Annotated in this window: 11 protein-coding genes; all 11 read left to right on the top strand. The window is 59.2% G+C overall.

Annotated features, from left to right (window positions below):
• Positions 1-32 precede the first annotated feature (32 nt).
• Positions 33-2,195: an NADH-quinone oxidoreductase subunit NuoG gene (gene nuoG / locus CENROD_RS07655; RefSeq protein WP_022773892.1), complete on the top strand. Its 2,163-nt coding sequence runs from the start codon at positions 33-35 to the stop codon at positions 2,193-2,195.
• Positions 2,192-3,271, top strand: coding sequence for an NADH-quinone oxidoreductase subunit NuoH (gene nuoH / locus CENROD_RS07650; RefSeq protein ID WP_022773889.1), 1,080 nt, complete (start codon positions 2,192-2,194; stop codon positions 3,269-3,271). Before nuoG ends, nuoH begins: the two co-directional genes overlap by 4 nt.
• Before the next feature lie 83 nt (positions 3,272-3,354).
• Positions 3,355-3,894, top strand: coding sequence for an NADH-quinone oxidoreductase subunit NuoI (gene nuoI / locus CENROD_RS07645; protein WP_051360339.1), 540 nt, complete (start codon positions 3,355-3,357; stop codon positions 3,892-3,894).
• 117 nt (positions 3,895-4,011) lie between these two features.
• Positions 4,012-4,665: an NADH-quinone oxidoreductase subunit J gene (locus CENROD_RS07640; protein ID WP_022773882.1), complete on the top strand. Its 654-nt coding sequence runs from the start codon at positions 4,012-4,014 to the stop codon at positions 4,663-4,665.
• Entirely contained in the window at positions 4,662-4,970 is a 309-nt protein-coding gene (gene nuoK, locus CENROD_RS07635) for an NADH-quinone oxidoreductase subunit NuoK (protein WP_022773880.1), read from the top strand. The genes CENROD_RS07640 and nuoK overlap by 4 nt, the downstream gene beginning before the upstream one ends.
• A gap of 4 nt (positions 4,971-4,974) precedes the next feature.
• Positions 4,975-6,993 carry an NADH-quinone oxidoreductase subunit L gene (gene nuoL, locus CENROD_RS07630; protein ID WP_022773876.1) on the top strand — a complete coding sequence of 673 codons (2,019 nt, stop codon included), beginning with the start codon at positions 4,975-4,977 and terminating at the stop codon, positions 6,991-6,993.
• A gap of 13 nt (positions 6,994-7,006) precedes the next feature.
• Entirely contained in the window at positions 7,007-8,482 is a 1,476-nt protein-coding gene (locus CENROD_RS07625; protein ID WP_022773871.1) for an NADH-quinone oxidoreductase subunit M, read from the top strand.
• A gap of 45 nt (positions 8,483-8,527) precedes the next feature.
• On the top strand, positions 8,528-10,021 hold the full coding sequence (nuoN, locus tag CENROD_RS07620) for an NADH-quinone oxidoreductase subunit NuoN (RefSeq protein WP_022773867.1): 1,494 nt from the start codon (positions 8,528-8,530) through the stop codon (positions 10,019-10,021).
• Positions 10,022-10,055: 34 nt separating this feature from the next.
• Positions 10,056-10,637: an NUDIX domain-containing protein gene (locus tag CENROD_RS07615; RefSeq protein ID WP_022773863.1), complete on the top strand. Its 582-nt coding sequence runs from the start codon at positions 10,056-10,058 to the stop codon at positions 10,635-10,637.
• 20 nt (positions 10,638-10,657) lie between these two features.
• Positions 10,658-13,036, top strand: coding sequence for a DNA topoisomerase IV subunit A (gene parC, locus CENROD_RS07610; protein ID WP_022773858.1), 2,379 nt, complete (start codon positions 10,658-10,660; stop codon positions 13,034-13,036).
• A gap of 7 nt (positions 13,037-13,043) precedes the next feature.
• Positions 13,044-13,580: a DNA-methyltransferase gene (locus CENROD_RS07605; RefSeq protein WP_022773854.1), complete on the top strand. Its 537-nt coding sequence runs from the start codon at positions 13,044-13,046 to the stop codon at positions 13,578-13,580.
• Positions 13,581-13,616 lie beyond the last annotated feature (36 nt).

Below are 13,616 nucleotides of genomic sequence, written 5' to 3'. Positions count from 1 at the left end.
TTTCCTTGCGAATTCCTTCGATCGATACCGACATGACCGACCCCACCAAGATCGCGATGCACATCGACGGCGAGCCGCTGGAGGTGCTGCCTGGGAGCACGATCCTCCAGGCTGCGCATGGGGCAGGCATGTCGATCCCGCATTTCTGTTACCACAAGAAACTGAGCATTGCAGCGAGTTGTCGGATGTGCCTCGTCGAAGTCGATAAGGTGTCCAAGCCCGTGCCTGCTTGCGCCACCACCGTTTCTTCGGGAATGGTCGTTCGGACGCGCTCGGAACCGGCATTGCGTGCGCAGCAGGCCGTGATGGAGTTCTTGCTGATCAACCATCCGCTCGACTGCCCGATTTGTGACCAGGGCGGCGAATGCCAGCTCCAGGATTTGGCGCTGGGCTACGGTGGCGCCCATTCGCGCTATACCGAAGAAAAGCGCGTGGCTCCGGGGCAAGAAGACGTAGGCCCGCTCATTGCGATGAAAGAGATGAGCCGCTGCATCCATTGCACGCGGTGCGTGCGTTTTGGGCAGGAAATCGCCGGGGTGATGGAATTGGGCATGGCCCACCGGGGCGAGCACAGTGCCATCGAAACCTTCGTGTCGCGAGCCATCGAATCCGAACTCTCCGGTAACCTCGTCGACGTTTGTCCTGTGGGGGCGCTGACCAGCCGCCCTTTCCGGTACCGTGGGCGTTCCTGGGAATTGTCCCGGCGCAAGTCGATCAGCCCGCACGATTCGACCGGTGCGAACCTGATCCTCGGCGTCCGGGACGACCAGGTCCTGCGCGTCACGCCTTTCGACAACGAAGAAGTCAACGAATGTTGGCTTGCCGACCGCGACCGCTACTCTGTCGATGCCCTCTACACCCAGGATCGCTTGCTGTCTCCGATGGTCAAAGTGGGCGGTACCTGGAAGGAAGTGGCGTGGGAAGATGCCTTGGCCGTCGTGGTCAATGGATGGAAATCGATCCTCGCCAAACAGGGGGCTGCGGCCATCGGCGCGCTGGTCAGCCCGCATTCCACGCTAGAAGAGCAGCATCTGTGCGTGCGGTTGTTGCGTGGATTGGGTAGTCCCCACATCGATTACCGGCTTCGCCACGCGGAATTCCCCCAGCCGGAACGGGTGCGGTACCTGGGCATGACGATCGCCGCACTGTCCAGTCTGGAGAGCGTGTTGCTCGTCGGATCGAGCTTGCGCCGGGATCATCCCCTGTTCGCGCAACGGATCCGCCAGGCGGCGCGCAAGTCTTGCATCGTCTCGGGTCTGGTCGAATCCCGCGAAGACTGGGCGATGCCGGTAGCGCACTGGATGGAAGCACCTGCGACGGATTGGACCGGTGCATTGGCCGAAGTGGTCGTCGCGGTTGCTGCGATACAGGGTGTTCCTGCACCAGTCTCCGCCACGGCAGGCCCGCTTGCCACAGCCATCGCGCAGAGCTTGGTTGGACGCGAACGCACTGCATTGCTGTTGGGCAACGCAGCGGCACACCACCCCAAAGCGTCGGCGTTGTTGGCCATGGCGAACTGGATTGGACGGCAGACGGGCGCGCGGGTCGGCTATCTCACGGAAGCAGCCAACACCGTCGGTGCGCAGTGGGTAGGCGCGCTGCCGGGCGAGGGTGGGCGCAATGCAGCCCAGATGCTGGAAGGCGGGCTGGCTTCCCTGCTACTGCTCAACAACGAACCGGCATTCGATAGCGCCGCTGGGAACGATGCCCTCGCACGGCTCGCCGATTCCGCCAATACCGACCTGGTGGTGACCCTGAGTCCTTTCCGTGCCAACCTCGAATACAGCAAGGTACTGCTTCCGATTGCTCCCTTTGCCGAAACGTCTGGAACCTACATCAATGCGGAAGGCCGGGTGCAGACATTCCGCGCTGCGGTGCGCCCACAGGGTGCTGCCCGGCCTGCGTGGAAGGTATTGCGGGTCCTTGCCAACATGATGGAACTGCCCGGGTTTGAGGAAAATTCCAGCGAGGAAGTACTCCGCTCCCTTCCGGGGCTACGGTACGAAGGCACATGGAGCACAGACCCGGCGCGGCTGGGGAATGACACCACCGCTGCCCTGGATCCCACGTCTTGCACGGGCAAACCTGTCGTAGCCAGCATCTACGGCCTCGACGGCATCGTTCGTCGTTCGCCCAGCTTGCAAGCCACCGCCCTGGCCACCGCAGCCCCGCACCGCTCGCACGCTACAGCATGATCGACGATCTCTACAACCTGGGTTCCGGCTTGTTGGACGCACCGTGGTGGGTAGCGGCTTGGCCTGCCGTATGGACGCTCATCAAGATTGGCGTGCTCGTCGCTCCCCTGATGGGCGCCATTGCGTACCTCACGCTCTGGGAACGCAAATTCATTGCCTGGGTGCAGATTCGGCTGGGCCCGAACCGGGTTGGCCCGTGGGGTCTGCTACAGCCTATGGCGGACGGGCTTAAGCTGCTTACCAAGGAGATTCTGGCTCCCACTGCAGCCCACAAGCCGTTGTTCTTTCTGGCTCCTGTCCTCACTCTCCTCCCGGCCATGGTCGCCTGGGCAGTCGTTCCCTTCGGCCCCGACATTGCCTTGGCCAATATCAATGCCGGGTTGTTGTTCGTCATGGCCATTGCGTCGATGGAGGTCTACGGCGTCGTCATCGCGGGCTGGTCTTCCAACTCCAAATATCCGTTCCTGGGTGCGATTCGGGCATCAGCCCAAATGGTCAGTTACGAACTGGCGATGGGTTTCTGCATCGTCGTCATCCTGATGGTTTCCGCAAGCATGAATCTCACCGACATCGTCCTGGGGCAGGCGCGTGGGATGTTTGCGGGCATCGGATGGAATTTCCTGTCCTGGAATTGGCTCCCGCTGCTGCCGATCTTCGTGGTCTACTTCATCTCCGGGCTGGCGGAGACCAATCGCCATCCCTTCGACGTGGTCGAAGGCGAATCCGAAATCGTTGCCGGGCACATGGTGGAATACTCCGGCATGTCGTATTCGGTCTTTTACTTGGCCGAATACGCCAATATGTGGCTGATTTCGATCCTCACCGCGCTCTTGTTTTTGGGGGGATGGCTGGCACCGCTGGAATGTGCATGGCTACAGTGGATTCCAGGATGGATATGGCTCGGTCTCAAGACATTCTTCGTCGTGACGCTGTTCATCTGGGTTCGCGCCACGTTTCCGAGGTATCGCTATGACCAAATCATGCGGTTGGGCTGGAAAGTCTTCCTGCCCGTAACTCTTGTCTGGTTGGTCGTTGTGGCCGTGTGGATGCAGACTCCATGGAACATCTGGAATTGAGTGCCCAAGCGCAGGCGAAGGGAGAGCCCCCGGTGGCCCTCGCTAAGGTATCGCAATCCTCGTCTTCGTCTATGCCTACGCCTATGCCTGCTCCTGAGCCGTCTGGATCGCCATCGTGTGCGTCGTGCGCATGGTGGAACACGCTGTGGAAATCCCTGCGGGGGTTCTTCCTGATTGAGCTGTTCCAGGGGTTGATCCTGACAGGCAAATACGTCTTTCGCCGCAAGATCACCCTCGAATACCCCGAAGAAAAAACTCCGCAGTCGCCGCGTTTTCGCGGGCTGCATGCGTTGCGCCGCTACCCCAACGGCGAGGAACGCTGCATAGCCTGCAAGCTCTGCGAAGCAGTCTGCCCCGCCATGGCAATCCGGATTGAATCGGAAGAGCGTGAAGACGGTACTCGTCGCACCACCCGCTACGAGATCGACCTGTCCAAGTGCATCTTTTGTGGCTTGTGCGAAGAAAGCTGCCCAGTGGATTCCATCGTCGAAACCCCATTCTTCGAATACACCGCCGAGCGTCGTGACCAGTTGGTTTTTACCAAAGACATGCTATTGGCCATTGGTGACAAGTATGAGCGCGACATTGCTGCCCGCAAGGCAGCGGATGCCAAATACCGCTAAATCAGTGGGAATCAGTCAGTAGGAAAAAGTCAGTAGGCAGCCACAGCGCAAACGGTTCACACAAACGGAACACAGAAACAGTTCACTCAAACGGTTCAATGGAACAGTAGGGATTTCATGGATTTCCAGTTCGTACTCTTTGCACTTTTCTCGGCCATAGCGTTGCTTGCTGCGCTGGGCGTCGTGACGGTGCGCAATCCGGTACATGCTGTGCTGTTGCTGGTGCTGACCTTCTTCCAGACAGCCATGATCTGGATGCTCTTGCAAGCGGAGTTTTTGGCTATTGCGCTGGTGCTGGTCTACGTCGGTGCAGTGATGGTGCTGCTGCTGTTCGTCGTGATGATGCTCGACGTTCGACCACAAGAATTGCGTGGCAGCTTGCGCAAACACCTTCCTGTCGCGGCACTGATCGGCACGCTGATCGTCATGGAAATGTCCGCCGTGTTGATGGGCGGTTTCGCTACCGCTGAAGGAAGCAGCGCCATCGGCGCCGGGGCCGCTGCGGACGTCGACAACACCAAAGCGCTTGGGGAATGGCTGTATTCGGAATATCTGTACCCACTCGAAGTAGCTGCGGCCATCCTGCTTGTTGCGATGATCGCGGCCATCTTCCTCACCCTGCGTACTCGCAAGGACAGCAAAGCGGTGCATCCCCATGACCAGGTGCAGGTGCGAGCGGAGGATCGGATGACCCTCGTCGCCATGCCTGTGCAAGGCAAGCAGACACCATCAGCCCCATCCACCAACCCACCGGCGGAGTCTGCACAATGAATTTGACGCTCGGTCACTTCCTGACATTCGCTGCGGTGCTGTTTGCGCTTGCAGTGGTCGGGATGTACCTCCATCGCAGGAATCTGATCGTGTTGCTGATGGCGCTCGAATTGATGCTGCTTGCCGTCAACACCAATTTCGTTGCCTTTTCCCATTACCAGGGCAATCTGCATGGACAAATCTTCGTGTTTTTCATCATGACGGTCGCCGCTGCGGAATCCGCCATCGGGCTGGCCATTCTGGTTCTGCTGTTCCGCAACCGCAGTTGCGTCGACGTCGACGGCATCCACGCGCTCAAGGGATAGAAAGATGAGTGAAGCACCCTGCCTGACGACCCTGCTGCTCATTCCCCTGCTGCCTTTGCTGGCCAGCATACTGACGGGGGTGCTGGGCACGCAGTTCGGTGGCAATCTGCTGGGTAGAAAAGCCTGCCATTCCTTGACGATTGGCGGTGTTTTTCTGTCTTTCGTGCTGTCTAGCGTCGTGTTGTATCGCGTTCTTTCTCAGGGGATACGCATCGACGAGACGGTCTATACCTGGATGGTGGTGGGTGGGATGCGGATGGAAGTGGGCTTCCTCATCGACGGTTTGTCAGCGTTGATGATGTGCGTCGTCTCTTTCGTGTCGCTGGCCATCCATATCTATACGGTGGGGTATATGGAAGAGGATGCCGGATACAACCGGTTCTTTTCGTACATCTCGCTTTTCACTTTTGCGATGCTGATGCTGGTGATGAGCAACAACTTCCTCCAGCTCTTCTTTGGCTGGGAGGCAGTGGGGCTGGTGTCCTACTTGTTGATCGGCTTCTGGTACCAAAAGCCGTCTGCCACCCTGGCCAACATGAAGGCATTCCTCGTCAATCGGGTGGGGGATTTCGGGTTCATCCTCGGTATTGCGTTGCTGGTCGCGCACACGGGCACCCTCCACTTCGGGGAAAACTTCGACAAGGTCGAAGAGCTGGCGAATGTGCTGTTCCCGGGTACCGATTGGCTTTTGTTGACGGTAGTGTGCATCGGCCTCTTTCTGGGTGCTATGGGCAAGTCGGCGCAGTTTCCGCTGCATGTCTGGCTGCCTGATTCGATGGAAGGCCCAACACCAATTTCTGCATTGATCCACGCAGCGACGATGGTGACCGCAGGCATCTTCATGGTTGCCCGCATGTCGCCAATCTATGAATTCAGCGACGCCGCGCTCAACCTGGTTCTGGTTATCGGTTCGATCACCGCCCTGTTCATGGGCTTTCTCGGTGTCGTGCAGAACGACATTAAGCGCGTCATTGCCTATTCAACACTGTCGCAACTGGGTTATATGACCGTGGCGCTGGGGGCTTCAGCGTACTCCGCAGCAGTCTTCCACCTGATGACCCACGCATTCTTCAAAGCGTTGCTCTTCCTTGCAGCGGGGTCGGTCATTCTTGGGATGCACCACATACAGGATATCCGCATGATGGGAGGATTGCGCAAGTACATGCCGATCACTGCGACCACCTTCCTGTTGGGCACACTTGCGCTGGTCGGCACTCCATTGTTTTCGGGGTTTTATTCCAAGGATGCGATCATCCTTGCGGTCGAGGCCAGCACCTTGCCTGCGTCGGGCTTTGCCTACTTTGCCGTACTGACGGGCGTGTTCGTCACGGCGCTGTATTCCTTCCGGCTGTATTTCCTGGTATTTCACGGCAAGCTGCGCACGGAAATCGGGCACTCTACAAGCCATGATTCCCACCACGGCCAGACAGGGCATCATGCAGCCCTGCCCACCGAATCCGCCTGGGTTGTGACGCTGCCGCTCATCATGCTGGCCATTCCTTCGGTGCTGATTGGCTATCTCACGGTGTCGGAAGTCCTCTTTGGTGACGTATTGCAAGGCGCGGTGTGGGTCGATGTGGAAAGCCACCCCGCTATGGCGAAGCTGGCTGCGGAATTCCACGGGCCTGCGCAAATGGCCTGGCACGCACTGGCTACGCTGCCACTCTGGCTGGCCATCGCAGGGGCTGGGTGTGCGTACTACTTCTACGTACAGCGGCCTACCCTGCCTGCGCTCATGAAAATTCGCTACCCCGCCCTGTACCGCTTGCTCGACAACAAGTACTACATGGACTGGATCAACGAAAGCGTCCTCGCTCCTTTTATACGCGGCTTGGGGCTGCTGCTATGGAAGGTGGGTGATCGTGCGCTCATCGACGGCGCCTGCGTCAACGGGTCATGGAAAGCAGTGGGATGGCTGGCAGGGGTCGTGCGCAAGTTCCAGACGGGCTTTTTGTACGACTACGTCCTCACGATGTTGCTGGGGTTGTTCGTCTTGATGACGTACTTTGTTTGGCTCCAGTGAGAAAGAGAACGACATGGGATTGTTGAGTCTGGCGATTTGGATTCCGATCCTGTTTGGCGTCGCGCTCCTGGGATTGGGGGGCGCGCAACGGGCAGGATTCGCACGATGGACGGCGCTGGTAGGCGCTTTGGCAGGGTTTCTGGTCACTGCGGTACTACCGATGCAATTCGACTCCACCACGGCGTCGATGCAATTCGTCGAGCATGTCGCCTGGATCGAGCGGTACGACATCCACTACTTTCTCGGCATCGACGGCATTTCGCTGTGGTTCCTCCCGCTGACGGGTTTCATCACCGTCCTGGTCGTCATCGCGGGTTGGGAAGCGACGACAGAACGTCTGCACCAGTACATGGGGTCTTTCCTGATCCTGAGCGGCCTGATGGTCGGCGTGTTCAGCGCACTCGATGGGATGCTTTTTTATGTCTTCTTCGAGGCGACCCTGATTCCGATGTACCTCATCATCGGTGTATGGGGGGGGCAAAACCGCATTTACGCAGCCTTCAAGTTTTTCCTTTACACCCTGCTGGGTTCTTTGCTGCTGTTGTTGGCGCTGCTGTATCTCTACAACCTGTCGAATGGCAGTTTCGACATCTTGCTCTGGCACGCTCTGCCCATCGACGGAACCGCGCAAACGGCACTCTTCTTTGCCTTCCTGGCGGCCTTTGCAGTCAAGGTGCCCATGTGGCCGGTGCATACCTGGCTTCCTGATGTCCACGTCGAGGCTCCGACGGGGGGGTCGGCGGTGCTGGCGGCCATCATGCTCAAGCTTGGCGCCTACGGATTTCTGCGCTTTTCGCTGCCCATCGCTCCGGATGCCTCGCAGGAATGGGCGGGGTTGATGGTGGGGTTGTCCTTGGTCGCCGTCGTTTACGTGGGTTTGGTGACGCTGGTGCAGGCGGATATGAAAAAACTCGTTGCCTACTCTTCCGTTGCGCACATGGGGTTCGTGACCCTCGGGTTCTTCCTCTTCAATGCGCTCGGCATATCCGGTGGGATCGTGCAAATGATCTCGCATGGCTTGGTATCGGCGGCAATGTTCTTGGCCATTGGCGTGTTGTATGAAAGGATGCATACCCGCGAGATCGCCGACTATGGCGGTGTGGTTCATGCCATGCCTCGCTTCACGGCTTTGGCGCTGCTGTTCTTCTTGGCCAACTGTGGCCTGCCGGGCACTGCCGGGTTCGTTGGGGAATGGATGGTCATCCTTGCCGCAGTCGAAGTCGATTTTTGGCTGGGCTTGCTTGCAGCGACGGCGCTGTTTTTCGGCGCAGCCTATTCGCTATGGATGTTCAAGCGGGTGTACCTCGGGCCGATGGGGAATGATCACGTAGCCGCCATGCCGGACATCCATCGGCGTGAATGGATCGTGTTGTGCAGTCTGGCAGTGTCGATCTTGGTTCTGGGGCTGTATCCCAAGCCCTTCACCGATGCGATGAATGCATCGGTCGATAAGTTGGTCGCCCACGTTGCCGAGTCCAAACTTCCCTAACCCAGGGGTTTTCTAGCCCTTGTTTGCCTCACCCGACAGCCCTTCATGATCGACGAACTCAGTCTGCTGGTCGTTTTCCCGGAACTGCTCCTGCTAGTGATGGCGTGCGCCGTCGCCATCTATGACCTGTACGGCAATGGCAAGGATCGCGGGGAAACTTTTGCACTGACCATGCTGACCCTGGCTGGCATTGCCGCCATCCAGGCCAACGATGCCCTTGCCGGGAGGACGCTGTACGCCTTTGGCGATATGGTCGTCAGTGACAAGCTGGGGAACTGGCTCAAGTGTTTTTCCACGCTCTCCGTCATGGTCACGCTCGTCTATGCACGACCGTATATCGGCGAACGTGGAATGCTGCGCTCGGGGGGAGAGTTCTATCTGTTCAGCCTATTTGCGCTGCTGGGCATGTCGGTGATGATCTCTGCCAACCATTTGCTCGTGGTCTACCTAGGCATTGAGCTGTTGACGTTGACCAGCTACGCGCTCGTCGCATCCCGCAGGGACGATCCGGTAGGCACGGAAGCGGCGATGAAGTACTTTGTCCTCGGCGCCTTGGGTTCCGGCCTGCTGCTCTACGGCATGTCCATGCTGTACGGCGCGACGGGTTCTCTGCATCTGGGGGAAGTGCTCCACGCCATCAACTCGGGGCAAATCCAGCATACGGTGCTGGTATTCGGGTTGGTATTCCTCGTCAGCGGGCTGGCGTTCAAGCTCGGCGCTGCTCCCTTTCACATGTGGATTCCAGACGTCTACCACGGCGCGCCGACTGCCGTCACGCTCCTCATCGCCGGTGCTCCCAAGCTGGCAGCTTTTGCCGTGGCTCTGCGTGTTTTGGTCGAAGGGATGCATGGCCTTGCCATGGAATGGCAGCAGATGCTTGCCGTGCTCGCCGTCTTGTCGCTGGCTGTGGGGAATTTCGCAGCGATCATGCAGACCAACCTCAAGCGGATGCTGGCATATTCGACGATTTCGCACATGGGGTTCGTCGTGCTGGGGCTGCTCTCTGGAGGGTTGGGGAACGATCACGCGCTGGCCGAATCGGCCTATGGCGCTGCGATGTTCTACGCCATCTCCTATGTGTTGACGACGCTGGTGGGGTTTGGGGTGATTCTGGCGTTGGCATGCAAAGACAAGGAAAGCGACACCCTGCAAGACTTTGTTGGGTTGAATCAGCGCAGCCCCTTCCTTGCAGCCGCGATGGCGCTGTGCATGTTTTCCCTTGCGGGCGTGCCGCCGATGCTGGGCTTTTACGCGAAGCTGGCCGTGTTGCAAGTCCTGCTGGCTTCCGGGGGAACCCCGTACCTGATGCTGGCGATCTTCGCTGTGCTGATGTCGCTCGTCGGGGCTTTCTACTATTTGCGGGTTGTCAAGGTCATGTATTTCGATGCACCCGGGACCACCGCAGCGCCGCATTCCTGCGGCATCGACGTGCGTCTGGTATTGAGCGCCAACGCGGCCCTGCTCCTGCTGGTCGGGTTGTTGCCCGGAGCCTTGCTCACCCTCTGCCAAGACGCCGTCGCAGGCATCTTGGTAGGTTGAGCCGGTCTTTTTGCAGGCCGGGCTGCGCGACTGCATGTCCAAGACATTGCTGGAAACGGCGGTACACCGCGAAGAGCTGTACCACGGCAAGATCCTGCACTTGCAGCGCGATACCGTCGAGTTGCCCAATGGGCAGACTGCGATCCGGGAATACGTCGTACACCCCGGAGCGGTGGTCATCGTCCCGATCCTCGAACGAGAAGACGGCTCCTGGGAACTGGTTCTGGAACGGCAGTACCGCTACCCCGTTGCCAAGGTCATGCTCGAATTCCCTGCCGGCAAGCTCGACCATGGCGAGGAGTGTCTGGCCAGCGCGCAACGCGAATTGCGGGAAGAAACGGGCTACAGCGCCGCTGAATGGGCGCATGCAGGGCTATTCCACCCTGTCGTTGCGTATTCGACCGAATTCATCGATGTCTGGTTCGCGCGGGGGCTGACTGCCGGGGATCGTGACCTCGACGAGGAAGAATTCCTCGAAGTGCTGACGCTCCCCCTTGAAGAATTCCTGGATCAATGCCGGACCGGCAGCGTTACTGACGGCAAAACGCTGATTGCCGCGCACTGGCTGTTGCAAATCCGCGCCGGGGCCTGGGTACCGGACTGGCAGCGCGTCTGATAGGCGTGCGGATACGCGCCATGGACGTCGTGATCGACGACACCCCTGCCCCCAGCCTGGAAACCGAAGACGGCGAATCCCTGCTGCTCGCCACCTACGCGCAGCGTGCCTACCTCGAATATGCGCTCAGCGTGGTCAAGGGCCGTGCGCTGCCGGATGTCTGCGATGGGCAAAAGCCCGTGCAGCGGCGCATCCTGTATGCGATGTCCCGGATGGGACTGGGGTACAGCGGCCCGCAAGGAAGCACAGCAGCCAAGCCGGTGAAGTGCGCAAGGGTGGTGGGCGATGTGCTCGGCAAGTTTCACCCCCATGGCGACTCTGCGGCCTACGACGCCCTCGTGCGGATGGCGCAGGATTTTCATCAGCGCTACCCGTTGATTGACGGCCAAGGCAATTTCGGCAGCCGGGACGGCGATGGCGCTGCGGCCATGCGCTACACCGAAGCCCGGCTTTCCAAAATTGCCACGCTGCTGCTCTCCGAAGTCGACGAAGGTACCGTCGACTACATCGGCAACTACGACGGCAGTACCGAAGAGCCTCGGCTGCTCCCCGCACGCCTGCCTTTCGTGCTGCTCAATGGCGCTAGCGGCATCGCTGTGGGGATGGCGACCGAAATTCCCAGCCACAACCTGCGCGAAGTCGCACAAGCCTGTACGGCTTTGTTGCGAGACCCCACCCTGACCGACGAGGCGCTGCTCCATCTTGTCCCTGGCCCGGACTTTCCCGGAGGCGGACAACTCATCAGCCCCCGCGAGGACATTCTGCGCACCTACCAGGCAGGGCGCGGCTCGCTCCTGTGTAGGGCACGCTGGCTGATCGAACCCCTGGCACGCAATCAGTGGCAACTGGTTGTGACCGAGCTGCCGCCAGGGGTCAGCGCGCAGCGTGTGCTGGAAGAAATCGAGGAACGCAGCAACCCCAAAGTCAAGGTCGGCAAAAAAGGGCTAAGCCCCGAGCAGTTGCACCTCAAAGCTGCCATGCTCTCCGCCATCGACGAGGTGCGCGACGAATCGGGCAAGGAAGCCAGCGTGAGGCTGGTGATCGAACCCAAAGGCAGCAAGGTCGATCAGGACGAGCTTGTGCGGATGCTGTTGGCCCACACGAGCTTGGAATGCACGGTGCCCATCAATCTCACCGTCGTCGGCCGGGACGGCAAGCCCACAGTCAAGCCCCTGCGCACCCTGCTGGAGGAATGGATCGCTTTTCGGCAGGAAACGGTGACGCGGCGCACCCGGCACAGGCTGGATCGGGTCGAGCACCGCATCCATATCCTCGAAGGCAGGGCCTTGGTGCTACTGCATATCGACGAAGTGATCGCGCTCATCCGCGAATCCGACGAACCCAAAAGCGCACTGATCGCCCGCTTTGGCCTGAGCGACACGCAGGCAGAAGACATCCTTGAAATCCGGTTACGGCAACTGGCCCGGCTCGAAGCCATTGCGATCGAGAAAGAACTGGGCGAACTGCGCTCGCAACGAGAAGCGCTGGGGGACATCCTCGGTAATAGCAAAACCTTGCAACGCCTGCTGATCCGCGAAATCGAGGCCGATGCCAAAACCTTCGGGGACGAGCGGCGCACGCGCATCCAGGCGGAACAGCGTGTCGTCGCCGAAGTCAAGGTGCTGGAAGAGCCGGTGACAGTCATCGTCAGCCGCAAGGGATGGGTGCGGGCGCAGAAAGGCTGGGCGCGAGACCGCAGCGCCGGAATGCCCGCCCCGGAATACACCTTCAAGGCAGGCGATGCGCTCTACGCCACGTTTGAATGCCGAAGCACCGACAGCTTGCTGGTTTTTGGCAGCAACGGCAGGGTCTACACCGTCGCCGTATCCAGCCTCCCCGGCGGGCGCGGCGATGGGCAGCCCATCACCAGCCTGATCGACCTCGAACCCAATACCGAGGCCACGCACTTTTTTGCAGGGGCTGCGGATGCCTTGCTGTTGCTGGCGGGGTCGGGCGGGTACGGGTTTTTGGTCCGGGTCGAGGACATGCTCTCGCGCTTCAAGGCCGGCAAAGCCTTTTTGACCGTACATGAGGGGGAATACCTGTGCAAACCGTCCGTCGTGGACGGGGGAGCCTTGTCGGGTGGCAGCCCCGCTGCGCCCACGGTCGCCTGTGTGTCCACTGGGGGCCGCGTGCTGGCCTTTCCCGTCACCGATCTCAAAGCGATGCCCAATGGGGGCAGGGGGCTGGTATTGATGGAACTGGGCGTGGGTGAGGCACTGGCTGGTGCTGCAGCATTCACGCACAGCGTGCGGGTCGATGGCATTACGCGATCTGGACAAGCACGCAGCGAAACACTGGATCAGCGCAGCTTGAAACTGGCAATGGGCGTGCGTGGCCGCAAAGGCAAACGCGCAAGCTTTGGCTTCGTCCCGAATGCGGTGGTGCGGGTCGGGTAAGGTTTTTATGGAAATCAAGAATCAGACATTGTTCCATCGGAATCACAGCATTGCCCATGTCTTCGATCCATCGGAATCGGTCATTGCGTACCATGGCGATTGTCTTGATCTATTGAAATCGATTCCCAATGAGTCACTCCAACTCATTGTCACGTCACCCCCTTACAACATCGGAAAAGAGTACGAGACAAAACTGCATCTCGATGTATATCTTCAACAGCAGGCCAAAGTCATCACCGAATGCGTGCGCGCCTTGTCGCAGAAAGGCAGTATTTGCTGGCAGGTGGGAAATTATGTTGATAAAGGAGCGATCATCCCTTTGGATACGGTGCTCTATCCCATTTTTTCCAAACTTGGGCTGAAGATGCGGAACCGGATCATCTGGCATTTTGAGAAAACAGAGCATCCTTGTCAATTCCCAGTGGAATTGATAGAACGTTTTGTGCTTTCTCTAACCAATGAGGGGGATTGGGTACTAGATGTGGTGCCATGGGGTTCCAAGGATGCTGTGCAGAGCGCATTGCTGGATACCAACCCACAGTAGCAAGAAATTAGCGACAGGCCCAGGCCAGTTTTTACC

The organism is Candidatus Symbiobacter mobilis CR, from assembly GCF_000477435.1.
GTDB lineage: Bacteria > Pseudomonadota > Gammaproteobacteria > Burkholderiales > Burkholderiaceae_C > Rhodoferax > Rhodoferax mobilis.
This window is presented reverse-complemented; position numbering and strand designations above follow the sequence as displayed.